Source organism: Pseudomonas sp. F007, assembly GCF_057814275.1.
This window is the reverse complement of the sequence record NZ_JBVATA010000010.1, coordinates 102572-127411: the sequence shown is the minus strand read 5'-3', so window position 1 is coordinate 127411 and position 24840 is coordinate 102572. Positions and strand designations below refer to the sequence as shown.

Here is a 24840-nt window from a genome sequence, read left to right as displayed (position 1 = left end):
GCTGCGGTCGTACCCTTCACAAGGGCTGCGGCCCAGCGAATCGGGGAGATGCAATGAGTCAGGATGTTCTGGTCACCGAAACCAATCGCCGCCAGATGCAGCAGATCATCGCCGGGTTGTCCGACGGCGTGATCCTGCTGGATGCCGACAAGAGCCTGCTGTGGGCCAACGATGCGGTGCTGTTGATGCACGGCGTCGAACGCATCAGCGACCTGGGCAGCAATGCCCGCGAGTACGCGAAACGTTTCCGCTTGCGCTATCGCAACAACCACCCGGTGGCGCTGAAAAACTACCCCATCAGCCGCGCGGCCAACGGCGAAACCTTCAGCGATGTGCTGGTGGAAGTCACGCCCACCGCCGACCCCGAACGCACCTGGGTGCACCGCGTGCGCAGCCTGGTCCTGACCGATGCCCAGGGCGCAGTGGAATCCATGGTGCTGATCCTGAGCGACGCCACCGAATGGGCCGGCGCCGAGCAGCGTTTCGAAAAAACCTTCAATGCCAATCCGGCGCCCGCGGTGATCTGCCGCCTCAGCGATTTGCGTTACATCAAGGTCAATCAGGGCTTTGTCGAAATGACCGGCTTTTCCCGCGAGCAGATCATCGGCCGTTCGCTGTATGAGCGCGATGTGCTGGAGGACGCCGAGCGCCGCGAGCTGGCGATCGAGCGCCTGAGCCAGGGCATTACCATTCCGCAGATGCAGGCTGATCTCCGGGTCGCCGATGGCAGTCGCAAGCTGGTGGTGGTGGCGGGGCAACCGCTGGAATTCAACGAACAAGCCTGCATGCTGTTTTCCTTCGTCGACCTGGAGTTGCGCCGTCGCGCCGAAACTGCCCTGCGCCATAGCGAAGAGCGCTTCGCCAAGTCGTTTCGCATGAGTCCGGTGCCGACCCTGGTGTGCAGTGCCGAGACCCTGCAGATTGCCGAGGTCAATGAGGCGTTCATCACCACCAGCGGCTACCCGGTTGATGAGTTGCTGGGCAAGACCCTGGCGGATATCGGTCTCACGGACAGCAAGGACGCCGCCCATAAGCTGTTTGCCGAGCTGAAAAAGCATGGCCGGCTCGACAGCCTCGACCTCAAGGTGTGCAGAAAGGGCGGCGAGCTGATCGATTGCGCCGTATGGGCCGACACCGTGAGCATTCACGAGCACAGCTGCTACCTGCTGGTGCTGATGAACATCACCGAGCGCAAGCGCACCGAGACCGAGCTGGTGGCGGCCATTGAGGAAGTGATGCAGGACGCCTCCTGGTTCAGCCAGACCCTGATCGAAAAACTCGCCAACGCCAAGAACCCGCAGCGGGCCCAGCAACCGGGGGTGACCTTTACCGAGCTGACGGCCCGCGAGCGCGACGTGCTGGGGCTGATCTGCGAGGGCTTGGCCGACAAGGAGATTGCCGCGCGCCTGGGGCTTGCGCCCAATACCATCCGCAATCACGTGGCCACGGTCTATTCCAAGCTGGCGGTGCACAGCCGCAGCGAAGCCATCGTCTGGGCGCGTGAACGCGGCTTGTTTGGCACCGAGCATCGGGCAAAACGCCCGAAATGAAGGTGCAAATGCACCAGCCGCAATAGTGCAAACTCGGCTGTTGCGCCGACGCGCAGGTCCCTAGGCTGTCAGGGTGCGAAAACGTCCATTGGATAATATCCAGCGGACGTTGGCACATCCCTTCCCAGTACACAGGTGCCTGCCGTGATCAGCCACGCGCAACTGCGCAGTTACATCGAACGTGCCCTCGCGCCTCTGGCGTGCGAGTTGCACGTGGACGGCGACGGCTCCCTGACCCTGCGGGTGTTCGAACTGCACAGCGGCCAGGTCAACCTGGTCGTGACCGGGATCAAGCCGGCCAGGTTGAGCAGTGACAGCGATCTGCAACGCATGGTCGAGGAGCTTCGCTACGAGTTGGGCAGCAGCGGCCTGCGGCGCCTGTGGTCGGCCGAGTAGGGCGCGTTGAACTATCGTCAGCCTGCGCCGCTCTACAGTTCAGGCGTGCCCGGTAAAGAGCCGCTCCCCACTCATCACATTTGCAGGCCACCTCATGCACCTATCTATGAGATCTGCCCTGGCTGCACTGTTCCTGGCGTTCGCCACCCTCGGCGGTTGCGCCAGCCCACCACCACCGCCGGTGGTCGTCCAGGCGCCCCCGGTGAAAACCTGCAACAGCAGCGATAACACCCAGGTGCTCGGCTATGCCCGGGCCGACGGTGAGGTGACCCGGGTCACCACGACCACCCGTTGCATCACTCAGTAGGCGCCAGCAGGCGTTGCCGGCAGTCGAGGGTCAGGCGCGCGCCGCCGCGCTCGCTGACCCCGACCTCGAGGTTGAAGCCGTGCAACTGGACGATCGCGGCGACAATCGACAGGCCGAGACCGAAGCCGCCGTTCTGCGCGCTGTCGTCGACCCGGTAGAAGCGCTGGAACACCGCTGCGCGTTTGTCGGCGGGTATTCCCGGGCCCGAGTCGGCGACCTCGATCCGGGTGCTGCCAGCCTGATCGCTGGCCCGCAGGATCACGTCGCCACCGACCGGGGTGAACTTGATCGAGTTGCTCAGCAGGTTCGACAGCGCCTCGAACAGCAGCGCGCGGTCGCCGGTCACCGGCGGCAGGCTGGCGGGTGTTTGCAGGGTCAGGGTCAACTGGCCTTCCTCGGCCAGCGGCAGGTAGAAATCGTGTAGCTCCTGCAGCAGCGGCAGCGGATCGAACAGTACGAAGCCCGAGCGGCGTTGCTGGTCTTCCAGTTCGGAAATCCGCAGCAAGCCGCGAAAGCGCGCCATCAAGGTATCCGTTTCGCCGATTACCTGATCCAGCTGCGCTGCTTCGGCCGAGCCCTCCCCGGCCTGCTGCTGCATCCGGTACAGCTGGGCGCGCAGGCGGGTCAGCGGGGTGCGCAGGTCATGGGCAATGTTGTCGCACACACCCTTGACCTCGTTGACCAGGCGCTCGATGCGCTCGAGCATGGCGTTGACGATGGCGGCGAGCATGTCCAGTTCGTCGCGGCGACTGGACAGCGGCAGGCGATGATTGAGGTTGCCAGCGACTATGGCTTCGGCGCTGGCCTGCAGGGCGTGAATCCGCTGCAAGGGGCGGCGACGCAGCAGGTACCAGCCGGCGACGCCGGGGATGATCGTCAGCGATACCCCCCAGAACAGCGCGTGGAGGATGATCCGCGTCACCGCGAACAGCGAGCCGTTGTCGCGCACCAGCACCAGCCAGCGGCCGTCGAGGGTCGGGGTGGCCACGGCGTCGCAACTGGCGTGGGCCAGCAGGCTGTCATCCGGGTCGCCGCAGTTGTCCAGCTCATGCACCTGGCCGTCCAGCGGCAGGTCGTCGGGGATCTGTCGGATCAGCCCGTGCAGGGGGCGTTGCAGCGCGTCGAACAGGCCATAGGCATCGACCCCGCGCTGGTCGAAGGTGCGGCTGGCGAGTAGCGCTTCGTCCAGTTGACTGCCGTGAAAGCGCGAGAACAGGTGCTGGCGCTGCATCATCGAGTGCCGCGCGAGGTTGTCGAGGTAGCTCGACACCTCGTAGTACATCACCCCCAGCAACAGGCAGCTCCAGACCACGAACAGCGAACTGTAGAGCGCCAGCAGGCGGCTGCTGGACGAGCGCCAGCCTTTAGACGGGTTCAGCAATGACATAGCCCGAGCCTCGCACGGTGCGGATCAGTGGCAGCAGGCCCGGTGGATCGACCTTCTTGCGCAGGCGGCCGATGTGCACGTCGATCAGGTTGGTGCCGGGGTCGAAGTGATAGCCCCAGACCTCTTCGAAAATCATCATCCGCGAGAGGATCTGCCCGCTGTTGCGCAGCAGGAATTCCAGCAGTTTGTATTCGGTGGGCAGCAGGGTCAGCACCTGGCCGGCGCGGGTGGCTTCGCGGCTGATCAGGTTGAGTTCGAGGTCGGCGACGCCGAGGGTGGTTTCGAAGTTCTTGACCGTGTTTTGGCGGCGTAGCAGCACTTCGACCCGGGCGGCCATTTCGTCGGTGGCAAAGGGTTTGGTCAGGTAGTCGTCGCCACCGGCACGCAGGCCGCGCACCCGTTCATCGACATCGGACAGGGCGCTGATCATCAGGATCGGTGTCGACACGCCCATGGTGCGCAGGGTGGTGACGATGGCCAGGCCGTCGAGTTCCGGCAGCATGCGGTCGAGGGTGATCAGGTCATAGTCACCACTGACCGCCCGCGCCAGCCCTTCGCGACCATTGGCCACCCAGTCGACGTCGAGGCCATGGCTGCTCAGCTCGGCAACAATCTCCCGCGCGGTGACCGCGTCGTCTTCAATGGTCAGGATTCGGGTCATGGGGTTTGCCTGGGGTAAATGGATTACCGGGGTAGTGTGCCAAGAAATGGGCGTGGGGTTGCTAAATTAACTTTCATAGAGGGTCGTAGGAGCTGGCTTGCCAGCGAAAGCGGTGTATCAGTCACTTCACATGCTGGATCTGCCGGCCCCTTCCCGAGCAGGGATTGCGTTCGCCTGCGGCCAAAACTGCAGGAGCGAGCCTGTCGAATCGTCGCATCGTCGCGAAGATCGTCAACGATGACGCAGCTGTCCTGGATGTGCGCGGCGGCCTCGGGTTTTTCGCGAGCAGGCTCGCTCCTACCAGTGGATCCAGAGTGAATCCGGAGCTTGTGTTCGACCTCGTGTCGCAAGGGCTATCCAATGCATTTAACCCGCCCTCAGACACAGATTGTTGCAAATTGCATGACCGCCTTTATCGAATGATTTCATAACTCTATGAAATAGAAGGATTTTATAAATCCTTTCGACTGGCACGCCCGCTGCAATCCTCCAGGTGAAGCGTTTTCCCATGCCTGGAGCACCACCACTATGAATAGATCCTCCGATATGTACCCCTCCGACCTGCCGGCCTCGAGTGCCGTGTCGGGGGTGTCCTGGGCGGCGATTTTTGCCGGGGCGGCTGCGGCTGCCGCGTTGTCGCTGATTCTCGTCGTACTGGGTTTCGGCCTGGGCTTTTCGGCGGTGTCGCCTTGGGCCGACAGCGGGGTCAGTGCCAAGGGCCTGGGGATATCGACGATCGTCTGGCTGGCGTTCACGCAAATCGTCGCCTCGGGATTGGGTGGTTATATCGCCGGACGCCTGCGGGTGAAATGGGAAAACATGCATGGTGATGAGGTGTACTTTCGCGACACCGCCCACGGCTTCCTCGCCTGGGCAGTCGCGACGCTGGTGACTGCGACCCTGGTGGTCGGCTCCATCAGCAATGTCATCAGTGGTGGGGTGCAGGCCGGTGCCAGCGTCGCCGGCGGTGCCGCCAGTGCCATGACCCAGGTGGCCGGCACCGCTGCCAGCCAGGGCTCCAGCAACGACTACGGCTATTTCGTCGATACGCTGTTTCGCGATGATCGTCCTGCCGCCGTCAGCGACGACGCAGCCCACGCTGCCGTAGCACGGATTTTTGTGCAGAGCATGAGTAACGACGGCCAACTGACTCCGGAAGACCGTACCTACCTTGCGCAACTGGTGGCCCAGCGTACCAACCTCAGCCAGGCCGATGCCGAGCGCCGGGTCGATGAGGTCTACGGCAAGGCCCGCCAGGCGGTTGAGCACGCCAAACAAGCTGCCAAGGAGGCCGCCGACACCGCCAGCACCGTCGCCGCCTGGACTGCGCTGTGGATGTTCGTCGCGCTGCTCTGCGGTGCTTTCTTCGCCAGCCTCGCTGCCACCTTCGGTGGTCGTCGCCGGGATGCCGTGGTGTACCTGGAACCGGTCGGCTATATCCCTGCCACTTCGCCAACGCCACTTCGCTAACGAGAGGAGAATTCCCATGCGCTCACTTCTATTGTTCTTCCTCGGTGTGCCGATCCCGATCATCATCCTGATCGCGCTGTTCATGCACTGATCCCTTTACCTGCTGCAACCGACCGCGCCTGCCCCGAGCAGGCGCGGTTTTTTTCAGTCCTGCTTTTGGCCGAAGCACTGCCTTCGACCGCCAATACAGGCTTGCTATAGTCCGGGGCTCTTTTCCAGACCCTGCAAGGATTACTGCCATGCCCGAATATCAAGCCTTTCGCGTCGAACTGGCGGACAACATCGCCCATGTGCAGATCAACCGTCCGGAAAAGATCAACGCCATGAATGCCGCGTTCTGGACCGAGATTATCGAGATTTTCCAGTGGATCGATGACACTGACGAAGTGCGTGCGGTGGTGATCAGCGGTGCCGGCAAGCATTTCTCCTCGGGCATCGACCTGATGATGCTCGCTTCCGTTGCGACGGAAATGGGCAAGGACGTCGGGCGTAACGCACGTCTGCTGCGACGCAAGATCTTCGCCCTGCAGGCCTCGTTCAATGCCGTCGACAAATGCCGCAAGCCGGTACTGGCAGCGATCCAGGGTTATTGCCTGGGTGGTGCCATCGACCTGATCTCCGCCTGCGACATGCGCTACGCCGCCGCCGACGGGCAGTTCTCTATCAAGGAAATCGACATCGGCATGGCCGCCGACGTCGGCACCCTGCAACGCTTGCCGCGCATCATCGGTGACGGCATGCTGCGCGAACTGGCTTACACTGGTCGCACCTTCGGTGCCGAGGAAGCCCGGGCCATCGGCCTGGTCAACCGCGTCTACCCGGACGCCGCCAGCCTGCTGGAAGGGGTGATGGGCATTGCCCGCGAGATCGCCGCCAAGTCGCCGATCGCCATCGCCGGGACCAAGGAAATGATCAGCTATATGCGCGATCACAGCATCAACGATGGCCTGGAATACATCGCCACCTGGAACGCCGCCATGTTGCAATCCAACGATCTGCGCGTGGCCATGGCCGCCCATATGAGCAAACAGAAACCCGAATTTCTGGATTGAGTACACATGACTTCACGCTGGACCACTGCAGTACTGGACACCGATACCCCTGGCGGCTGGGCCGTGGCTCGCAGCCCCGAGGGCTTTTTGTTCGATGACAACGGCGCGCTGTTCCCGCGTGAATGGCTCAAGCGCCAGGAACTGTCGATCCTCGCCGAACACGGTATCGGCCACCTCGACGGTGAGCCGGTGTACCTGCTCGAACTCAAGGCCGCCAGCGAGGTGCCGGGCTGCAACTGGAAGGGCTTGCGCGCGTTCATGCTCGACGGCGATCACACCCTGTACAAGGTGCTCGGCTATGCCGCGCAAATCGGCACCTGGGCCCGCGAGCATCGCTTTTGCGGCAACTGTGGCCAGGCCATGGTTCAGGTACCGCGCGAGCGGGCGATGTACTGCGCGCCGTGCGACCTGCGCAGTTACCCACGGATTTCACCGAGCATGATCGTGCTGATCACCCGTGGCGACGAGATTTTGCTGGCGCGTTCGCCGCGTTTTGTCAGTGGGGTCTACAGCACCCTGGCCGGATTCGCCGAGCCGGGGGAGTCGGCCGAGGACTGCCTGATTCGTGAGGTGCGCGAAGAGGTGCAGATCGAGGTCAGGAACATTCAGTACCTGGGCAGCCAGTGCTGGCCGTTCCCGCACTCGATGATGCTGGGCTTTCATGCCGAATACGCCAGCGGCGAGATCGTCCCGCAAGCCGACGAGATCGAAGACGCGCAGTGGTTCAACATTCACGCGCTGCCGCCGTTGCCGGCGTCGCGCTCGATTGCCCGTTACCTGATCGACGTCTATGTCGCGCGGCGCTTAGGCCACGCTGAACCAGTGCTGCCAGGCTAGGCGCACGGTCAGGCCAAGGACCACAGTGATGAATACCGGGCGAATGAACTTCGCCCCACCGCTGATGGCGGTGCGTGCGCCAAAGAAGGCGCCTACCATCACGGCCACGCCCATGCTTGCGCCGATGATCCAATCCACCTGCCCGGAAAAAATGAACACCGACAGCGCCGCCGCGTTGCTGACGAAGTTCATGCTGCGTGCCACGCCGCTGGCCTTGACCAGATCGATGGGGTAGAGCAGCAGGCTGCTGACGGTCCAGAACGCCCCGGTGCCCGGACCGGCCACGCCGTCATAGAACCCCAGGCTGAAGCCCTGGGTCGACTGCCATTTCTTCTTGATCGGCGCATCGCTGTCGGTCGGCGTCTTGGGCGTGCCGCCGAACAGCAGGTACAGGCCGCAGGCGAAGACGATCACCGGGAGCATCTTGTTCAGCCATTCGGCCGGCAGGTAGTGGGCGACGATCGCACCGGTCAAGGCGCCGACCAGGGTGCCGACGATGGCGTGCACCCACTGCCGGGGATGGAACAGCTTGCGCCGGTAGAAGGTCACGCTGGCAATCGCCGAGCCGAAGGTCGCGCTGAGCTTGTTGGTGCCCAGTACCAGGTGTGGCGGCAGGCCGGCGGTGAGCAGGGCGGGAGTGGTCAGCAAGCCACCGCCGCCGGCAATGGCATCGATGAAACCGGCAATGAACGCGACAGCGACCAGAATGGCCAGGGTGGTGAGATCTACGCTGAGTTCGAAAGGCATGGGGTCGACTTATTCGGTGGGGCGATGGGGTCGTGCAGGCCGCCATCTTACCCGTAACCTTTTGTTGCTGCGACCGTCAGCGGCCGCTCAGGCGCTGTTGCGGCGAAAGGTCTGTGACGGTGTTTCCCGGTAGATGCGCTGATAGTCCTGGGAGAAGCGCCCCAGATGGAAGAAATTCCACTGCATGGCGGTTTCGGTGACAGTGGCCCAGCGCTGGGTCAGCAGGTCGTGCCGGGCATTGGACAGGCGCAGGGTGCGCAGGTAGGCCATGGGCGTGGTGCCGAAGGCCTCGACAAAACCCTGGTGCAAGGTGCGGCCCGGGGTGCCCAGGGTTTGGGTCAGTTGCTGCATGGTCACCGTGGTATGGGCGTGGGCATGCAGGTAGTCGATGGCCTGGCTGGCGATTTTCCTGCGCAGTGGCGCCTCGCGGGTCGATTCGGTTGTGGGGCTCAGGGCCTGCAGCAGCGAACCGAGCAAGGTGGCTTCCCATTGCGCGCCGGTCAGGGCATCCGGCGGATGGCGCTGGTTCAGCGAGACGCTGATGGTATTCACCGCCGATTTCAGCGAGCACAGGTCCGGTGCCTGATAGCGCTGGTCGCGGCGCTGCTTGAGCACGTCCACGGCACCCTGGGCCTGGCGGCACTGTTCGTAGTGTTCGAGGGTGGTGGTGACGGTGAACAGCGCTTCGTCCGGCTCACCCTGGTAATGCACTTCTTCGCCGCTGTACAACACCATCAGCTCGTTGGGGTGCAGCCGCTGCTGGTTCCAGGTCGGTCGGCCGGTGGCCGATTGCGACAGGGCCAGGGTGACGTGGCCTTCGGGCACGCTACTGACGGCGCTGATCGAACAGCCGAGGTCGAAGCGGCTGTGGCGCAGGCGTGGGCCGCGGACGTGGCGCAGGCGCTGCACCCGTGCATCTTTTTCGATGGACGAGAAGTCGATGCGCCAGAAGTCATTGCCAACGGACAGTTGGTCCAGGGCAACCGATTCGAGGGTGAGCAGGGCAGGAGACGCGAGGGTGGTCATGCTGGACAGGGAGGGTACCTGGAAAACGCATAGCGCTGTCTGAAAGGATCAAACCGGGCGAACACGGTGCGCGCCCGGTGTGTGCAATCAGAACAGTATATAGGCAGAGGCGGTGGTTTGATTCAGATCGATGTCGCCGACTTGCAGCACTTCGTACTCGGCGCGGATGCCGATGTTGCGGAACACGTCCATCTCGACTCCGGCGCCGTAGGTCAGGTCGACCCCGGTGTCGTCGTCGGTGGCATTGCCGTCGGCGTCCCAGGCGTGCGCCCCGACGCTGCCGAACAGACGGAAACGCTGGCCCAGGGGAAAGCCGACGTGGGCGGCGACCTGTGCCGAGTGACCTTCGAAGTCCAGGTTGTCTTCCTTGAACTTGCCGAGATCGACGATCGCGCCTTCGAACGCCAGGTAGCCATTGGCGCGGTAGCCGGCAAAGACCTTGTAGCTGTTGTCTTCATCGCTCAGGGAGCTGTTGTCGGTTTCGATCTGGGTCAGGCCCGCGCCCACATAGAAACCCTTGTCATCGGCCAGTGCCGGCAGCGACAGCAACGAAAGCAGGGAAGCGATGGCGAACTTACGAAATGGCATGTGCGGTGCAATCCTTAAACATGAAGGGGCTGAGGTGTTGAGCGGGACAATGCCCGGCATGAAGGCTTGATAAAAATCATTAATGCTTATTGGTTTGCCGCCATGACTCAGCGCGGCAGGGTCTGGGCTTCATTGGCGATCGAGAAGTAGCGCCGGGCCAGCGCGGTGATGGACAGCGGCTGGGCCGTGAACCGCGAGGCGCCTGTTGGCTGATCACGGCGCACACCGGTCCCGAGGCCGAAGGTGAGGGCCGGGGGTGGAATGTCGTAGCGGGCCAGCACCGCGTCGACCAGGTCCGGGAAGTGGGCGTCGAGAATGGCCTGGGCGCTGAGTTCGAGGTGGATCGTGAAGTTTTTGCAGGCCCACAAATAGCCGCTGTAGTCCTCGGCGATCTGGCGCAGTACGGCCGCTGTCGATTCGATGTGGCAGAGCGCGCCCGGTGCGATGCTCAATCCGTCCTGGGTCCAGCGTGGCAGGGCCCGGGCGCCGATCAGGCGCGCGTGGTGTGCGCCAAAGATGGGCTGGTAGGTGATTTCCAGTTGCGAGGCATCTACGGCGTAGTGAAATTTGATTGCGCGCGACGTCATGACGAGACCCTGATCAGTGCAAATTCGGCGGTTGCAAAAGGCAGCGGGGCGGCTGGCTCAGATGTCCACCAGCCAGGCCAGGGTGATGCCGCACAGATAGGCGAACAGGCAGAGCAGGACTTTTTGTTTGAGCGGTAGGGCGTTCAAGCGACGGCTGAGCATGCGGGTCTCCTGGGGCAGGGGAAATGCAGCAGGCTCGGCCTGTGTGGCGCTCAACGCCAATCATTGATTGTCATTTGTCACGCCTTCAGTGGTTCATGCAGCGCAGGCGATCCATCTCGTGCTGGAAGAAACACAGGGTGTTGTCGCTGGGAGTGGCAAGGAAGCTGTAGTTGAGGGTCGAGCCTTCCTGGACCACGTACTGGCGGCGAAAAAACAGGTCCGGGGTTTTGTCGATGGCGAACAGTTCGCTGTCCTGGCTCAGTTTGGCGCGCACCACTTTGACCTCAACGGCGTTGGGGCTGGCCTGGATGATATCGGCGGTGAGCGTGGCATTGCGCAGTTGGCCGTCGAGGCTTTCGATGGTCGAGTGGGTCATGCGATGTTCGCTGACGGTGAGGAATTCCTCGGTGTTCAGTTGGCTCTGATCTTCCAGCCATTGCCGGCTCAGGGTGTGGAAATTGCTGTTGCTCTTGAACGGCACCGGCGAGTAGAGCAGGGCAGCGATGCAGCCCAGGTTGATCAGGGCCAGCAGCAGCCATTGCCAGGTGGTTTTGTGCGACAGGCTCACAGGCTCACCTCCAGGCATTGCGCCAGGACAGCGGCGAGTTCCCGGTGCTGAGGGTTGAACAGCAGGTTGCGGGTGGTCTGGTCGGTGCGAATGCATGAAATCGAGTAATTGCTTTTGGACTGGTGGATCCACACGTATCCGGCCAGGTCCTTGGGCAGGTTGTGCAGTTGCTGGTTGACGGTCTTGCCCAGCGCCTGGGCCTCATCAAGGCTGAAGCCGAGGGTGTTGAGGGTCAGTTGGCCGCGTTGGGTGCTGGCGACCTCGATGCTCGGGGGCTTTGCCGACAGGCTGAAATGGGCCAGGGTCGCCAGGCACATGAGCAAGGTCACCGCATAGCCGAGCCGCAGCCCGTTCAGCGGTGGTCTTGTCGTGGTTGCGGGCGCTTCGCCAGCCGGTACAGCGAGCTGTTCGGGCTCGGTCGCCACGGCCGCAGGCTCTGTGTGTGGGCCGCCGCTGACATACAGCGGGTTGAAGCGATAGCCGCGCCGCGGGATGGTCATCAGGATGTCGTGGTCACGACTGTCGTTGAGCAGGTTGCGCAGGGAGAACACCACCTGGTTCAGGCTGCCGGAGGCAACGACTCGATCGTTCCAGGTGTGTTCGATGATCTGCTCGCGAGTCTTGATCACCCCGGGCTCGGCCAGCAGCAGGTCGAGCAGGCGCGATTCGGCGCGCCCGAGGGTGCTGTGCTGGACTTCGCCCAGGGGCGTGGTGATCGACAGCGTCGAGTCATCCGGGTTGAACTGCGCCCTGGAGCCGTTTTTCAAGGTGAAAGAATGGCTCATGGACGGTCCTCTGGCGGCGCTGTTGTGCGTGATGTTTTGCTCGTCAGCCACAGTCTAGCCAACCTGGATGAGCCTGGTGCAAGGTGGTGGGTCAGTTGCTGCTGGCGGGCTTGGTGAAGGCCTGGTCGGCCCGTTCGCGCAGCTGTTTGGCCCAGGCATCGAGGGCTGGATAGGTGTCCTCGACCTTGGTCGCGGCCGATGGCGAGATGTTCTTGCCGGTGGTGGCGCTGACGGACTGGGCCAGCAGTTCGCGGCTGTTGGCGTCACGCATCTCGCCTTCGAAGAAGATCCGCACGCTCTCGTCGCGGGTGCCGGTCAGGTGCATGGCGCCACCGATGATGAAGCCGATCGGCAGGTATTCCGGGATCGACAGGTCGCGCGGCGTACGCTCGCTGCCGGTGATCGCGGTACGCAGCATCAAGGTGTTGGGCTCAGGGTGGCGGGTCACTTCATAACCGGCGGTGAGGAACTGATGCATCATCGCCTGGTTCAGGTACTTGAGCATGGCGCGGGTTTCAGCCGGGTTGCGCTTGAGGTCCGGGTCGCTGGAGTACAGGCGTGGCGGCTCGATGTACACCCGTTTCTGGTAGGACTGGCTCAGCTCGAGACCGGGCTTGACCCACACCTCGCTCTTGGGCCATTGCGGGTCCTTGCTCATGCGAGCGTAGTCGTCGAGGAAACCGGAGTGATGGGTTTGCGCATCGGGCATGGTCGTACAACCGGTCACGGCAAGGAGCAGGACCACTGGAAGCAGGCGAGAAAGGCGTTTCACAGGATTATCCATGGGCTGTGGCGAATGGGGCCGCGCATGGTGCCGGGGGTGGGGAGGGGGTGCTATCCGAAAACTGCGAGGTGGGGGATTGCGTTCCAGCGATTCGAATCTTGGTGTGTCAGGCCCGCCGTCTTCGCCGGCAAGCCGGCTCCTACAGGGTCTCGAGCAGCACTCGGATAATGGTGTCGGCGCGGTAATTGTAGGAGCTGGCTTGCCAGCGATGGCGGTGGCACATTCATTCGCTCATTCGCTGGCAAGCCAGCTCCTACGGGGGTGGTGTTGTGCATGGCCGTCCCAGGGGAACATCGCCCTGGCTGCCCAATCCACCTACAACCCCAACTCCGACAACCCCGGATGATCATCCGGACGCCGGCCCAGCGGCCAATGATATTTACGCTCGCTTTCCTTGATCGGCATGTCGTTGATGCAGGCGAAGCGGTGGGCCATCAGGCCGTTTTCGTCGAACTCCCAGTTCTCGTTGCCGTAGGAGCGGTACCAGTTGCCCGAGTCGTCGTGCCATTCGTAGGCGTAGCGCACGGCGATGCGGTTGTCGGTGAAGGCCCAGAGTTCCTTGATCAGCCGATAATCCAGCTCCTTGGCCCATTTGCGGGTCAGGAAGGCCTTGGCTTCCTCGCGGTTGTGGGCGAACTCGGCGCGGTTGCGCCACTGGGTGTCGAGGGTATAGGCCAGCGATACCCGCTGAGGGTCGCGGGAGTTCCAGCCGTCTTCGGCCAGGCGGATCTTTTCGATGGCCGACTCACGGGTGAACGGCGGCAGGGGCGGACGAACTTCGGCAGCTGACATGTGATATCTCCCAGTGACAATGAGTGTTGCTACAGCAAGCAGGGGGGTTACAGATCCAACAACGTACGCGCCACCGACTGCGCATCATCGGCGGCGTCAGGGTTACCCGTTATCAGGGCCACGGTAATCGCGCCGTCGATCAGGATCAGCAGCTGACGGGCCAGAGCCTGCGGGTCCTGTACGCCATGTTCGGTGCACAGCCTGAGCACGAAATCGAGCAGTTTCTGTTTATGTTGCCTGGCCACCTGGCGTACGGGATCCTCGGGATCGCCGGTCTCGCCGCTGGTGTTGATAAAGGCGCAGCCGCGAAAACCGTCGCTGGCAAACCAGTCCTTGAGTACGTCGAACAGGCCGAGCAGACGCTCGCCCGAGCTCGGCGCCAGCTCCACCTGCGTGGTAAACCAGTGCATCCAGCGCAGGTCGCGGCGTTGCAGGGCGGCGACGATCAACTCCTCCTTGTTGGCGAAGTAGCGGTAGATGCTTTTCCGGGAGACGCCGGCGGTTTTCACCAGAAGATCCATGCCCGTGGCGGCGATGCCACTTTTGTAGATCAACTTCTCGGTGACATCCAGAATAATGTCGCGTGTGTCGGTGCTGGTTATCTGATTCATGTTTTCTACAGTAGAACGATCGTTCTCCTTGGTCAAGCGTGGATTTGAAATGTCCATTTGCGCAGACATGGTGTAAGCTCCGGGGCTCTTCGGATTCGACCCATTTGCGAGCCCTATGCCGTTGCTTTTCAAACGTTCCCTGCTGCCGAAACTGCGCAGTTTTCCGCTGTCCGCCGATGCCGTGAGCATTCTGTCCGGCGCCGCCGAGTTCCGCAGCTGCCTGCTGCAGAAGATCGCCCAGGCGACCCGGCGTATCTATATCGTCGCGCTGTACCTGCAGCAGGACGAAGCCGGCCAGGAAATCCTCGATGCCCTGCACGCCGCCAAGGCTGCCCGTCCCGAGTTGGACATAGTGGTGGTGGTCGACTGGTTGCGCGCCCAGCGCGGCCTGATCGGCGCTGGCAAGCAGCCGGGCAACTCGGCCTGGTATCAGCAGATGACCCGCGACCACGCCAGCGAGGTGCCGATCTACGGCGTACCGGTGCAGACCCGCGAACTGTTCGGCGTGCTGCACCTCAAGGGCTTCGTGATCGATGACAGCGTGCTCTACAGTGGCGCCAGCCTGAACAACGTGTACCTGCACAAGTTCGACAAGTACCGCTTCGACCGTTATCACCTGCTGCACAACGAGGCGCTGGCCGACTCCATGCAGCATCTGGTGCAGCACGGCCTGATTGCTTCCAAGGCGGTGCATCGCCTCGACCTGCCGAACCTGCCAACTACCCGCAGCCTGCGCAATGACATTGGCGATTTGCGCAGCCGCCTGAAGTACGCGGCCTACGACACCAGCCAGGGCCGGGTCGACAAGACTGGACTGTCGGTCAGCCCGCTGCTGGGCGTTGGCAAGAACAACCCGTTGAACCGGGTGATCTGCGAATTGATCGCCAGCGCCCAGAAGCAACTGACGATCTGCACCCCGTACTTCAACCTGCCATTGCCGATCACCCGCGAAATCAACCGCGCGCTGGCCCGTGGGGTGAAGGTCGATATCGTGGTCGGCGACAAGACTGCCAACGACTTCTACATTCCGCCGAGCGAGCCGTTCCGGGTCATCGCCGCATTGCCGTACCTTTACGAGATCAGCCTGCGGCGCTTCGCCAAACGGCATCAGAAGGTGATCGACAGCGGCCTGCTGAACCTGCACCTGTGGCGCGACGGCGACAACACCTATCACCTCAAGGGTATGTGGGTCGATGCGCGCTATACCCTGTTGACGGGCAACAACCTCAACCCGCGAGCGTTCCGCCTGGACCTGGAAAACGCGCTGTTGATCGACGATCCCAAAGGTGAACTGCTGGAGCCACGCAGCGTCGAACTGACCGAGATTTTCCGCAACACCCGCCGCATCGAGCGTTATCAGGAACTGGAAACCCTGGTGGACTACCCGTCGGCCGTGGGCAAGTTTCTGCGTCGGGTCAGCCGGGTACGGATCGAGCGCCTGCTCTATCGCATTCTCTAGGGCTCAGCGCGCTGTGCGACTTGGCCACAGCGCCACCAGCACCAGCAGGACGGCCGCGCACAGGTAGGGCAGGCGCGGCTCGATGGCGTAGACCAGGGTCCCGGCCAACGGCCCGATGACCACGCCAAAACCCTGGGCGGCGCCGATGCTGCCGGCGGTGGCGCCTTGCTCGGAGGCCTCCACGGCATTCGCCGCGAGGGCGGCGAAAGACGGGAAGATCCAGCCCATGCCCGCTGCCGAGACGAAGAAGCACAACCACAAACCCCAGGCGGTGTCGGCCAGCATGCTGCCGGCATAGCCGCAGGCGGCGACCAATGCGCCGATGCGGATCAGCCGCTGCGGCGTCCAGTCCAGTCGGCGCACCAGCAATTGCGCGCAGATCAGCGCCACCCCGACCATGGTCAAGGCAATGCCAGCGGTCTGCGCCGCTTCTGCCGGGGCCATGCCCAGGCGGTCGATGGCGTAGAAGCCGACGGTGATCTGCGCAATCGACACACAAAGCATGGCAACGAACGCCACCGCCATCGGCCGATGCAGGCGCGGATCGCTCAGCCGTACGCTGCGCGGTGCCTGCCTGAGATGCAGCTCCTGTCCCTTGAGTTTGAAGCGCAGCACCAGGAAGGCCAGCAACGGCAAAATCGCCATGGCATAGAACGGCAGGCTCAGGCTGTAACGGGAGAGCAGGGCGGCGATGGCCGGACCGATCACCAGCCCGCAGGCGTTGGCTGCACCCAGCGCCGCCATGGCGGAGGCGCGCCGCTGCGGTTCGAGGTTGTCGGCGATCAGCGCATTGCAGCCCACCGGAATCGCGGCGTAGAACACGCCGATTATCCCGCGCCCGAGCATGATCCCGATAAACCCCAGCAACGCCGACGGCAGCACCTGCAGTGCAACGTCGATGAACACGCAGAGCGCCCAATAAGCGAGGGTGAAGCCGCCGGTGCCGAGCAGCAGGATGTGCCGGCGTCCTCGTCTATCACTGGCCTGGCCCCAGGGCCGGGCGAGGAGCATCCACAACACCCCGGACACCGTCACCGCCGCCCCGGCCTGCCAGGTCGGCATGCCGAGGATCCGGGAGATCGGGCCGATCATCGAGACAAACGCCATCATCGCCATGGTGCAGGCCATGTTGGCGATCAGCAGCGGGCGCAGGTCGAAAGTGTGGAGTGGGGTGGCGGGCGTCGTCATGACAGAAATCTTCCTTGGAATCAGGGCAAACCCTGTGTAGGAGCGAGCTTGCTCGCGAAGAACTCGAGGACGCTGCGGACATTCAGGATGCCGCGTTATCGTTGACGTTTTTCGCGAGCAAGCTCGCTCCTACAAGGGGGAACGGCGTCCGGCTTTTAGAACACCACACCCTGGCTACGCAGGTAATCATCATAGGTGCCGCTGAAGTCGGTCACGCCGCTTGGGGTCAACTCGATGATGCGAGTGGCCAGGGACGATACGAACTCGCGGTCGTGGCTGACGAAGATCAGCGTGCCCGGGTAGTTTTCCAGCGCCAGGTTCAGCGCTTCGATGGATTCCATGTCCAGGTGGTTGGTCGGTTCGTCCATCACCAGCACGTTCGGCTTTTGCAGGATCAGCTTGCCGAACAGCATGCGACCTTGCTCACCACCGGAGATCACCTTGACCGACTTGAGGATCTCGTCGTTGGAGAACAGCATGCGGCCCAAAGTGCCGCGAATCATCTGCTCGCCTTGGGTCCACTGACCCATCCAGTCGAACAGGGTGACGTCGTCTTCGAAGTCGTGCGCGTGATCCTGAGCGTAGTAGCCCAGTTCGGCGGCGTCGGTCCACTTGACGCTACCGGCATCCGGGGTCAGTTCATTGACCAGGGTGCGCAGCAGCGTGGTCTTGCCGATGCCGTTCGGGCCGATGATCGCCACGCGCTCGCCGGCTTCAACCTGGAAGCTGAAGTCTTTGAACAACGGCTTGCCGTCGAAACCCTTGGCCATCTTTTCAACCATGACAGCCTGACGGTGCAGCTTTTTGTTCTGATCGAAGCGGATGAACGGGCTGACGCGGCTCGAAGGCTTGACCTCGGCCAGCTGGATCTTGTCGATCGCCTTGGCACGCGAAGTGGCCTGCTTGGCTTTCGAGGCGTTGGCCGAGAAGCGGCTGACGAACGATTGCAGTTCGGAAATCTGCGCCTTCTTCTTGGCGTTGTCCGACAGCAGTTGCTCGCGGGACTGGGTCGCCACGGTCATATACTCGTCGTAGTTGCCCGGGAACAGGCGCAGCTCGCCGTAGTCCAGGTCAGCCATGTGCGTGCACACACTGTTCAGGAAGTGACGGTCGTGAGAGATGATGATCATCAGGCTGTTACGCTGGGTCAGGATGTTTTCCAGCCAGCGAATGGTGTTGATGTCCAGGTGGTTGGTCGGTTCGTCGAGCAGCAGCACTTCCGGATCGGAGAACAGCGCCTGGGCCAGCAGCACCCGCAGTTTCCAGCCTGGCGAAACTTCGCTCATCGGGCCGAAGTGTTGCTCGATGCCGATACCCAGACCCAGCAACAGCTCACCGGCGCGGGATTCGGCGGTGTAGCCGTCCATTTCAGCGAACTCGGTCTCCAGCTCGGCCACGGCCATGCCGTCTTCTTCGGTCATTTCCGGCAGCGAGTAGATGCGGTCGCGCTCGGCCTTGACCTTCCACAGCTCTTCGTGACCCATGATCACGGTGTCGATCACGCTGAATTCTTCGTAGGCGAACTGGTCCTGGCGCAATTTACCCAGACGCACGTTCGGCTCGAGCATCACCTGGCCGCCCGACGGATCGAGGTCGCCGCCGAGGATTTTCATGAAGGTCGACTTGCCGCAACCGTTGGCGCCGATCAGGCCGTAGCGGTTACCTGCGCCAAATTTGACCGAAACGTTCTCGAACAACGGCTTGGCGCCGAACTGCATGGTGATATTTGCTGTGGAGATCAATGACTTTACCTATCAATAGCTTGGAGTGCGCTTGGCTGGAGCCGGAACCGGGCTCGGGTCGTTCCAGCGCGCATGAGACGACAGCCACATCGGCACGCCTGGGCCGTGAAGCTGGGAAATGAATGCGGGGTTGATGCCGGACATAAGGGCTATTGTCGCATAGGTGTGACAACAGTTGTATGGCAGCTGACGACGGATCTCTAATCCTTGCGCCGCCGATACCCCTGCGGGGTGCTGCCGCTCCAGGCACGAAATGCCCGGGTGAAGGCGCTCTGCTCCGAGTAACCGAGCAATAAGGCCACCTCGACCAATGACAACCGCGAGTCGGCGAGGTACAGACGCGCCAGTTTGAACCGTACATCACCGAGCAGAGCGCGGTAGCGCAGACCGTGTTCGGCCAATTTGCGATAGAAGCTGCGCAGGGAGCAATTCATCCGTTCGGCGAGGATCGTCGCGCTGGGCTCGCCCTCCTGCAAGGCCGCGACCATCAGTTGTTCCAGTTGCTCGAGAAAGGCGTCCGGCCTGGGCTGCTGCGCCAGCAGGGCCTGGGCCTGGCGCTCGAACAGGTCGCGCAGAAAAGGGTCGCTGCTGGTGACGCGCATGGCCAGCAGGCTGACCGGCACCTCCAGGGCATGGCAGGGCGCATCGAAGCGCACCGGGCAGCCCATTAGCGCCTCGTAGATCGATGGCTGCGCCGGTCGCCCATAGGGAATCTCGATGGCGCTCGGTGCAATGACCTGGCCGATCAGCGCCTGGTAAAGATTGACGAACGCCGCCACGCCGAACTCGCTGGCCAACGGCGTGGTGTGATGTTCGCCGTCGCCCCAGCTGTAGCGGATGACGTCGCCGCGTTGCTCCACCCGCACATCGAGGTTGCTCACCAGCAGCCGCTGGAAGCGCCGATAACGGATCAGCGCCTGGCCGACGACGCTGCAGGAGGCAGCCAGGTAGCCGACCACGCCGAAATGCTGCGGCTTGGCGCAGAGGCCGATGCGCAGGCCCAGCGCTGGCATCGGATGCATCTCCTGCAGGCGCTCCAACTGGCGCCAGAACAACAGAATGGGCATGCGCTGACTGCTCGAATAAGGGGCCAGCGCCTCCAGCACGTCAGGTGCGCGCAACTGGTTCTTGTCGATGTAATCGCGCAGGGTTTCAGCCAGTGCGCAGGAGATATAAACGTCTTTCGCCATGCTGGGGTCCGATTGCCGCGGGGCTGGCACAAAATGTCAAAATCGCGCGGGTGGTGTCAAGACGTCCCACCACTGCGCCCTTAAATTGCGCCTGGCCGGTACCCCGTTGCGGTGCCACAACCCAGGAGAGCAGTGATGGCCTATGTGGTAACCGAAGCCTGTCAGGGTGACAAGTTCACCCGGTGCGTGGACGTCTGTCCGGTGGATGCGTTCCGCGAGGGGCCGGACATGCTCTACATCGACCCGCTGGCCTGCATCGAGTGCAATGCCTGCCTGACCGAGTGCCCGGTGCGTGCCATCTACCCGCAATCCGCGGTGCCGGAGCAGTTGCAGCACTACGTCGAGCTCAACGCGCGCATGGCCGCACACTGTCCGCCGATCACCGAGAGCCGCGACGCTGAAGACGGCGCGACGCCCAGGTCCACCTGCGCCGATGGCCCAACCTGCCGCCTGGCTGTAGTCGGCGCCGGTCCCTCGGGCTTCTATGCCACCGACGAAATGCTGCGGCAATTGCCGCAAGCCCATGTAGACCTCTTCGAACGCCTGCCCACGCCCTTCGGCCTGGTGCGTTATGGCGTCGCTCCGGACCATCCCAAGATCAAATCGGTCTGTGCCAGTTTCGACAGGATCGCCCGCTCGCCCAGGGTGCGCTTCTTCGGCAATGTCGAACTGGGCAAGGATGTGAGTCGCGACGAGTTGCTGGACCACTACGATGCGGTGCTCTACGCCACCGGCGGTTCTGCCAGTCGCCCCCTTGACCTGCCCGGCGCCGACCTGGCCAATATCCACGGCGCCTCCACCTTTGTCGGCTGGTACAACGGTCACCCGGATTGCCGGAATCTTGCGGTCGATCTGTCCGGCGACAGTGCCGTGGTGATCGGCATGGGCAACGTGGCGCTGGATATCGCGCGCATCCTGACGATGCCGGTGGCGGAACTGGAACGCACCGATATCGCCGACTATGCCCTTGAGGCCCTGCGCCAGAGCAGGATTCGCGAGGTCTGCCTGGTGGCTCGGCGCGGGCCGGTGCAGGCCGCCTTCACCCCCAAGGAACTGCGCCAGTTGCTCGACACTGAAGGCGTCAATGTCCGTGTGGAGGCTGAAGATCTGCTGCTGGACGCGGCCAGTGTTGGCGAACTGGCCGAGCCGCTGAACACCGAGGCCCGGCATAACCTGAGTCTGCTGCAGGAAGCCCAGGCCCGGCCTGTCAGGGACGGCAAAACCATCCGCCTGCTGTTCAAGGTTTCGCCCCTGGCTTTCACCGGTGAGGAGGGGCGCGTCAGCGCTCTCGACAACGTCCGTAACAGCCTGCAGGACGACGGCCAAGGCGCGCTCGTCGCCGTCGCCATGGCAGATCACCTGCACCTCGCCGCGAGCCTGGTGATCAACGCCACCGGCTACCGTGGCCAGGCCATTGCCGGGATCGATTTCGACGAGCGGCGCGCAGTGATAGCCAATGACAACGGCCGGGTGCTCGCCGCCCATGGCGCAACCTCTGGCAAGGAGTACGTCGCGGGCTGGATCCGGCGCGGCGCCAGCGGGGTGATCGGCAGCAACAAGCAGTGCGCGGTGGACTCGGTGAATCGCCTGGTGGCCGACCTGAGCGAACGAGACTCGGGTACAGCGCGCGATATCCAAGCTCTGCTCGAGCAGCGGCAGATCGACTTCGTGTCGTACGCCGACTGGACCCTGCTGGACCAGCATGAGCGCGAGCAGGGCGAACCCCATGGCCGTCCGCGGCGCAAGGTGGTGGAGGTCGAGCGCATGCTGAAAATCATCCGCAGCCAGCGGTCACGGCCCGAGGCCGTGGTCGACGTCGTCAAGCAAACCGCGGCTGGCATCACTGACCTGCCCGGCGTGGAAACCAGAACCCATTTTCGCACCTGTACTTTGTGCGAATCCATGTGCGGCATCCGAGTCGACTACCAGGGCGACACGATCATCGCCATCGCCGGCGACCCCGACGATCCCCACAGCCGGGGCCATATTTGCCCCAAGGGTTACGCCCTGCAGGATCTGCACAACGACCCCGAACGCCTGCGCACACCGCTCAAGCGCATGGGCGATCAGTGGCTGCCGATTTCCTGGGACGACGCCCTGGAAGAAGTGGCCAGCCGCCTGCTCGACATCCAGGCCCGTCATGGCAAGGATGCGCTGGCGGCCTACTGGGGCAACCCGATTGCCCATAACCTGGGCATCCTGCTGAGCATGGGACGTTTTCGCCAGGCGCTGGGCACGCGCAACCTGTTCTCCGCCTCCACCCTCGACCAGATGCCGCACCAGTTGGTCTCCTACCTGATGTACGGGCACAGCCAGCTGTTCACCATCCCGGACATCGACCGCACTGACTACATGCTGATGCTCGGCGCCAACCCGGCGGCCTCCAACGGCAGCCTGATGTCTGCCGGTGACGTGCTCGCGCGTCTTCAGGGCATCACCGCCCGCGGCGGCAAGATCGTGCTGATCGACCCGCGGCGTACGGAAACCGCGCTGTACGCCAGCGAGCACCAGTTTATCCAGCCCGGCACCGATGCCCTGTTCCTGCTCGGCCTGCTGCAGGTGATCCTCCAGCGTCGACTGAGCAAGCCCGGTCGCCTGCTGGAGCTGGCCAAGGGCTGGGAGACGCTGAGCGCGCTGCTCGAGCGCGTGCCGCTGGCGCGGATTGCCGAGCACACCGGTATTGCCGTGGCGGATATCGAGCGCATCGCCGTCGAATTCGCCAGCGCCGACCAGGCGGTGTGCTACGGCCGCATGGGCATCTCTACCCAGGAATTCGGCGCCCTCAACCACTGGCTGATCAACCTGCTGAACATCCTCACCGGAAACCTCGACCGCGCCGGCGGCATGATGTTCAGCACGCCGGCGGTCGACCTGCTGAAGACCAGCGGGCGCGGCGGCTTTGACCGCTACCGCAGCCGGGTGCGGGGCCTGCCCGAGTTCAGTCGCGAACTGCCGACCGTGGCCATGGCCGAGGAGATGCTGGTGCCAGGCCCGGGCCAGGTGCGCGCCTTCGTCAGTGTCGCGGGTAACCCGGTGCTGTCCTCGCCCAACGGCCGACAACTGGAACAGGCGCTGGAGCAACTGGAATTCATGGTTTCGGTGGACTTCTACCTCAACGAAACCACGCGCCACGCCCACATCATCCTGCCGCCCACGGGACCGTTCGAGCACGAGCAGTACGATCTGGTGTTCAACCTGTTCTCGGTGCACAACGTCGCCAAGTACGCCGAAGCGCTGTTCCCCCATCCGCCGGGAACCCGTTCCGACTGGGATATCTTCACCGACCTGTGCCAGCGCATGGAGCGCCACAAAATCGCTCGCAAGCCGCTGTCACAACGTCTCAAGTACCGGCTCAAGGCAGGTCTGGGCAGCTATTACACGCCCCAGCGCATCCTTGATCGAGGCCTGCGCCAGGGCCCCTACGGCAATGTCGGTGGCTGGCTGGCCCGGATCAACCCGTTCGTGCCCAAGGGCCTGACCCTGGCCAGGCTGAAGCAGCATCCCCACGGTATCGACCTGGGGCCGCTCAAGCCCTCCCTGCCGGGACGGTTGTTCACGACGGACAAGAAAATCGATCTGGCGCCGGCGCTGCTGGTACAGGACCTTGACCGCCTGTGCCAACGCTTCGGCGAGCCGGCCAGGCCGGGCCTGCTGCTGATCGGCCGACGGGACCTGCGCACCAACAACTCCTGGATGCACAACAGCTACCGCTTGGTGAAGGGCAAGGAACGCTGCGCGCTGTTCCTGCACCCGCAGGATGCCGCCGCCCACGGCCTGGGCAATCGTGAACAGGCGCGGCTGATATCGGCCAGGGGCGAGCTGATCGTGACCGTGAAACTCACTGAAGACATCATGCCCGGCGTGGTCAGCCTGCCCCATGGCTGGGGCCATCATCGTCCGGGCATGCGCATCAGTACCGCGCAAGCCAACCCCGGCATCAGCATGAATGACCTCACTGATGAGCGACTGATCGATGAGTTGTCGGGGAATGCGGTACTCAATGGAGTGCCGGTGACACTGCTGCGCTACCGCGAGGACTGAAGGCAGTACGAGGACTCGCCGTTTCTCAATTGAAAGCGTGGACCGGTTGTCAGTGAGCACCCGGACACCGATCCGCAGATGAACGCAAGATGATGAGACCCGGGACATGCCTGCGAGTGACCCTGGATCGGCTGCGTGATTCGCTGTAGATCGTCGCCGATGCCCGCCCAGTGCGGGCTTTTTTATTAGCCCGTTCCATACACCCAGTCGCAAAACTCCACGGATGAGCTATACCCAAGTTCCCCCAAACGCACTTCTTCCTTTATTGGAGGTCGGCAATGAAACCCTGTATCCCTCTCGCAACACTGTTGATTGCGGCAACTCTGGTTGGCTGCAGTAGTTCATCGAAACAATCCATGAGCCTGCCGCTGGCAGCCACCCACAACAATCCCGGACATATCGCCAATACCACCTTGACCGGCGTCGGCAATCAAACCAACTTCGACTTCTACATCACCGGCGTACCCGAGGGCACGCTGTTGCCCCCGCGCATTTATACCTTCATCAATAAAGGCGGCTGCCAGCAATCCGGAGCAACCGCCTTTGCCATGAACGATAAGGTCAATACCGAAAGTGCGGCTGGCACCAAGGGTTGGACCTTTTATCGCAGTGCGCCCATTGCATTGTCTGAGTTGATCTCCGGCAAGTACTCGATGGTGGTGCGTACGGCCCCTGAAGACGGCAACCTGGATATTTTCTGCGGCGATGTGGCACAGGCCACGCGATGAAGTGTCCGGCGATGGGCTGATCACACGTTTGTACTGAGGAACTTCGACCAGTCATCGCGAGCAGCCTTCAATTTTCAGCTCGGCACTAGACTCCTTTCTGCGCCTGACCAGTACAGGGTCTTATCTGTACGCAGTACTTGGGCGATCGACTCGGTGGTCATTGCATCAAGGGTTGTGCAGTT

23 protein-coding genes and 1 pseudogene are annotated in these 24840 nt (G+C 62.9%); 10 read left to right on the top strand and 14 right to left on the bottom strand.

The window, feature by feature from the left end; genetic code table 11:
- The first annotated feature begins 53 nt into the window (after window positions 1-53).
- The 3 genes from ACZYR5_RS24595 to ACZYR5_RS24585 all read left to right on the top strand — a co-directional run bounded on the left by ACZYR5_RS24595 (window position 54) and on the right by ACZYR5_RS24585 (window position 2253).
- Window positions 54-1550 (top strand): helix-turn-helix transcriptional regulator, encoded by a 1497-nt coding sequence (locus ACZYR5_RS24595; RefSeq protein ID WP_489092009.1) that lies wholly within the window; start codon window positions 54-56, stop codon window positions 1548-1550.
- Between the two features lie 135 nt (window positions 1551-1685).
- The gene (locus tag ACZYR5_RS24590; protein WP_489092008.1) at window positions 1686-1946 is read left to right on the top strand and encodes a DUF1652 domain-containing protein; all 261 of its coding nucleotides are present in this window, start codon (window positions 1686-1688) and stop codon (window positions 1944-1946) included.
- Between the two features lie 106 nt (window positions 1947-2052).
- Complete coding sequence (locus ACZYR5_RS24585; protein ID WP_489092007.1) at window positions 2053-2253, top strand: hypothetical protein; 201 nt, start codon at window positions 2053-2055, stop codon at window positions 2251-2253.
- Here ACZYR5_RS24585 and ACZYR5_RS24580 read toward each other — a convergent pair.
- Together ACZYR5_RS24580 and ACZYR5_RS24575 are read right to left on the bottom strand one after the other, a co-directional pair.
- Window positions 2243-3640: a sensor histidine kinase gene (locus ACZYR5_RS24580; RefSeq protein WP_489092006.1), complete on the bottom strand. Its 1398-nt coding sequence runs from the start codon at window positions 3638-3640 to the stop codon at window positions 2243-2245. The genes ACZYR5_RS24585 and ACZYR5_RS24580 overlap by 11 nt on opposite strands.
- Window positions 3618-4301, bottom strand: coding sequence for a response regulator transcription factor (locus ACZYR5_RS24575; RefSeq protein ID WP_489092005.1), 684 nt, complete (start codon window positions 4299-4301; stop codon window positions 3618-3620). Before ACZYR5_RS24575 ends, ACZYR5_RS24580 begins: the two co-directional genes overlap by 23 nt.
- 528 nt (window positions 4302-4829) lie before the next feature.
- Between ACZYR5_RS24575 and ACZYR5_RS24570 the strand changes: the two genes are divergently transcribed.
- The 3 genes from ACZYR5_RS24570 (at window position 4830) to nudC (ending at window position 7660) form a co-directional block, all read left to right on the top strand.
- On the top strand, window positions 4830-5771 hold the full coding sequence (locus tag ACZYR5_RS24570) for a hypothetical protein (RefSeq protein WP_489092004.1): 942 nt from the start codon (window positions 4830-4832) through the stop codon (window positions 5769-5771).
- 239 nt (window positions 5772-6010) lie between these two features.
- The gene (locus ACZYR5_RS24565) at window positions 6011-6823 is read left to right on the top strand and encodes a crotonase/enoyl-CoA hydratase family protein (RefSeq protein ID WP_489092003.1); all 813 of its coding nucleotides are present in this window, start codon (window positions 6011-6013) and stop codon (window positions 6821-6823) included.
- Window positions 6824-6829: 6 nt separating this feature from the next.
- Window positions 6830-7660, top strand: coding sequence for an NAD(+) diphosphatase (gene nudC, locus ACZYR5_RS24560; RefSeq protein WP_489092002.1), 831 nt, complete (start codon window positions 6830-6832; stop codon window positions 7658-7660).
- Here the strand turns inward: nudC and ACZYR5_RS24555 are convergent.
- From ACZYR5_RS24555 to ACZYR5_RS24515, 9 genes are all read right to left on the bottom strand, one after another.
- Window positions 7628-8407, bottom strand: coding sequence for a TSUP family transporter (locus ACZYR5_RS24555; RefSeq protein ID WP_489092001.1), 780 nt, complete (start codon window positions 8405-8407; stop codon window positions 7628-7630). The two genes, nudC and ACZYR5_RS24555, sit on opposite strands and share 33 nt — an antisense overlap.
- An 87-nt stretch (window positions 8408-8494) precedes the next feature.
- Window positions 8495-9433 carry a helix-turn-helix domain-containing protein gene (locus ACZYR5_RS24550; protein WP_489092000.1) on the bottom strand — a complete coding sequence of 313 codons (939 nt, stop codon included), beginning with the start codon at window positions 9431-9433 and terminating at the stop codon, window positions 8495-8497.
- A gap of 87 nt (window positions 9434-9520) precedes the next feature.
- Window positions 9521-10021 carry an outer membrane beta-barrel protein gene (locus ACZYR5_RS24545; protein ID WP_489091999.1) on the bottom strand — a complete coding sequence of 167 codons (501 nt, stop codon included), beginning with the start codon at window positions 10019-10021 and terminating at the stop codon, window positions 9521-9523.
- A gap of 107 nt (window positions 10022-10128) precedes the next feature.
- Window positions 10129-10608, bottom strand: coding sequence for an EAL domain-containing protein (locus tag ACZYR5_RS24540; RefSeq protein WP_489091998.1), 480 nt, complete (start codon window positions 10606-10608; stop codon window positions 10129-10131).
- Window positions 10609-10855: 247 nt separating this feature from the next.
- Window positions 10856-11338, bottom strand: a complete 483-nt coding sequence (locus ACZYR5_RS24535; protein ID WP_489091997.1) for a hypothetical protein — start codon at window positions 11336-11338, stop codon at window positions 10856-10858.
- Window positions 11335-12123 carry a winged helix-turn-helix domain-containing protein gene (locus tag ACZYR5_RS24530; protein ID WP_489091996.1) on the bottom strand — a complete coding sequence of 263 codons (789 nt, stop codon included), beginning with the start codon at window positions 12121-12123 and terminating at the stop codon, window positions 11335-11337. Before ACZYR5_RS24530 ends, ACZYR5_RS24535 begins: the two co-directional genes overlap by 4 nt.
- Window positions 12124-12214: 91 nt before the next feature.
- Window positions 12215-12895 (bottom strand): DUF3313 domain-containing protein, encoded by a 681-nt coding sequence (locus ACZYR5_RS24525; protein ID WP_489091995.1) that lies wholly within the window; start codon window positions 12893-12895, stop codon window positions 12215-12217.
- Window positions 12896-13222: 327 nt separating this feature from the next.
- Complete coding sequence (locus ACZYR5_RS24520) at window positions 13223-13699, bottom strand: nuclear transport factor 2 family protein (protein ID WP_489091994.1); 477 nt, start codon at window positions 13697-13699, stop codon at window positions 13223-13225.
- A 47-nt stretch (window positions 13700-13746) separates the two neighbouring features.
- The gene (locus tag ACZYR5_RS24515) at window positions 13747-14310 is read right to left on the bottom strand and encodes a TetR/AcrR family transcriptional regulator (protein WP_489091993.1); all 564 of its coding nucleotides are present in this window, start codon (window positions 14308-14310) and stop codon (window positions 13747-13749) included.
- 115 nt (window positions 14311-14425) lie between these two features.
- Here ACZYR5_RS24515 and pssA point away from each other — a divergent pair, with 115 nt between their 5' ends.
- On the top strand, window positions 14426-15769 hold the full coding sequence (pssA, locus tag ACZYR5_RS24510; protein ID WP_489091992.1) for a CDP-diacylglycerol--serine O-phosphatidyltransferase: 1344 nt from the start codon (window positions 14426-14428) through the stop codon (window positions 15767-15769).
- A 3-nt stretch (window positions 15770-15772) separates the two neighbouring features.
- Here the strand turns inward: pssA and ACZYR5_RS24505 are convergent, their stop codons facing one another.
- The 3 genes from ACZYR5_RS24505 to ACZYR5_RS24495 all read right to left on the bottom strand — a co-directional run bounded on the left by ACZYR5_RS24505 (window position 15773) and on the right by ACZYR5_RS24495 (window position 19889).
- The gene (locus ACZYR5_RS24505) at window positions 15773-16957 is read right to left on the bottom strand and encodes an MFS transporter (protein ID WP_489091991.1); all 1185 of its coding nucleotides are present in this window, start codon (window positions 16955-16957) and stop codon (window positions 15773-15775) included.
- A 155-nt stretch (window positions 16958-17112) separates the two neighbouring features.
- On the bottom strand, window positions 17113-18699 hold the full coding sequence (locus ACZYR5_RS24500) for an ABC-F family ATPase (RefSeq protein ID WP_489091990.1): 1587 nt from the start codon (window positions 18697-18699) through the stop codon (window positions 17113-17115).
- A 200-nt stretch (window positions 18700-18899) separates the two neighbouring features.
- Window positions 18900-19889 (bottom strand): AraC family transcriptional regulator, encoded by a 990-nt coding sequence (locus ACZYR5_RS24495; protein WP_489091989.1) that lies wholly within the window; start codon window positions 19887-19889, stop codon window positions 18900-18902.
- Window positions 19890-20024: 135 nt separating this feature from the next.
- Here ACZYR5_RS24495 and ACZYR5_RS24490 point away from each other — a divergent pair.
- From ACZYR5_RS24490 to ACZYR5_RS24480, 3 genes and pseudogenes are all read left to right on the top strand, one after another.
- Window positions 20025-20978 (top strand): annotated as a pseudogene (locus ACZYR5_RS24490) (FAD-dependent oxidoreductase); the annotation flags it as partial.
- A 768-nt stretch (window positions 20979-21746) separates the two neighbouring features.
- Window positions 21747-23930: a molybdopterin oxidoreductase family protein gene (locus ACZYR5_RS24485; protein ID WP_489092183.1), complete on the top strand. Its 2184-nt coding sequence runs from the start codon at window positions 21747-21749 to the stop codon at window positions 23928-23930.
- Window positions 23931-24208: 278 nt separating this feature from the next.
- Complete coding sequence (locus tag ACZYR5_RS24480) at window positions 24209-24658, top strand: hypothetical protein (RefSeq protein WP_489091988.1); 450 nt, start codon at window positions 24209-24211, stop codon at window positions 24656-24658.
- The last annotated feature ends 182 nt before the right edge of the window (window positions 24659-24840 follow it).

What these genes read in the sequence shown, in the direction of transcription:
- ACZYR5_RS24595 (WP_489092009.1), top strand. Translation starts at nt 54, where the DNA reads ATGAGTCAGGATGTTCTGGTCACCGAAACCAATCGCCGCCAGATGCAG.
- ACZYR5_RS24570 (WP_489092004.1), top strand. Translation starts at nt 4,830, where the DNA reads ATGAATAGATCCTCCGATATGTACCCCTCCGACCTGCCGGCCTCGAGT.
- ACZYR5_RS24520 (WP_489091994.1), bottom strand. Translation starts at nt 13,699, where the DNA reads ATGTCAGCTGCCGAAGTTCGTCCGCCCCTGCCGCCGTTCACCCGTGAG.
- ACZYR5_RS24530 (WP_489091996.1), bottom strand. Translation starts at nt 12,123, where the DNA reads ATGAGCCATTCTTTCACCTTGAAAAACGGCTCCAGGGCGCAGTTCAAC.
- ACZYR5_RS24555 (WP_489092001.1), bottom strand. Translation starts at nt 8,407, where the DNA reads ATGCCTTTCGAACTCAGCGTAGATCTCACCACCCTGGCCATTCTGGTC.
- nudC (WP_489092002.1), top strand. Translation starts at nt 6,830, where the DNA reads ATGACTTCACGCTGGACCACTGCAGTACTGGACACCGATACCCCTGGC.
- ACZYR5_RS24575 (WP_489092005.1), bottom strand. Translation starts at nt 4,301, where the DNA reads ATGACCCGAATCCTGACCATTGAAGACGACGCGGTCACCGCGCGGGAG.
- ACZYR5_RS24505 (WP_489091991.1), bottom strand. Translation starts at nt 16,957, where the DNA reads ATGACGACGCCCGCCACCCCACTCCACACTTTCGACCTGCGCCCGCTG.
- ACZYR5_RS24515 (WP_489091993.1), bottom strand. Translation starts at nt 14,310, where the DNA reads ATGAATCAGATAACCAGCACCGACACACGCGACATTATTCTGGATGTC.
- pssA (WP_489091992.1), top strand. Translation starts at nt 14,426, where the DNA reads ATGCCGTTGCTTTTCAAACGTTCCCTGCTGCCGAAACTGCGCAGTTTT.
- ACZYR5_RS24495 (WP_489091989.1), bottom strand. Translation starts at nt 19,889, where the DNA reads ATGGCGAAAGACGTTTATATCTCCTGCGCACTGGCTGAAACCCTGCGC.
- ACZYR5_RS24580 (WP_489092006.1), bottom strand. Translation starts at nt 3,640, where the DNA reads ATGTCATTGCTGAACCCGTCTAAAGGCTGGCGCTCGTCCAGCAGCCGC.
- ACZYR5_RS24545 (WP_489091999.1), bottom strand. Translation starts at nt 10,021, where the DNA reads ATGCCATTTCGTAAGTTCGCCATCGCTTCCCTGCTTTCGTTGCTGTCG.
- ACZYR5_RS24565 (WP_489092003.1), top strand. Translation starts at nt 6,011, where the DNA reads ATGCCCGAATATCAAGCCTTTCGCGTCGAACTGGCGGACAACATCGCC.
- ACZYR5_RS24480 (WP_489091988.1), top strand. Translation starts at nt 24,209, where the DNA reads ATGAAACCCTGTATCCCTCTCGCAACACTGTTGATTGCGGCAACTCTG.
- ACZYR5_RS24585 (WP_489092007.1), top strand. Translation starts at nt 2,053, where the DNA reads ATGAGATCTGCCCTGGCTGCACTGTTCCTGGCGTTCGCCACCCTCGGC.
- ACZYR5_RS24550 (WP_489092000.1), bottom strand. Translation starts at nt 9,433, where the DNA reads ATGACCACCCTCGCGTCTCCTGCCCTGCTCACCCTCGAATCGGTTGCC.
- ACZYR5_RS24540 (WP_489091998.1), bottom strand. Translation starts at nt 10,608, where the DNA reads ATGACGTCGCGCGCAATCAAATTTCACTACGCCGTAGATGCCTCGCAA.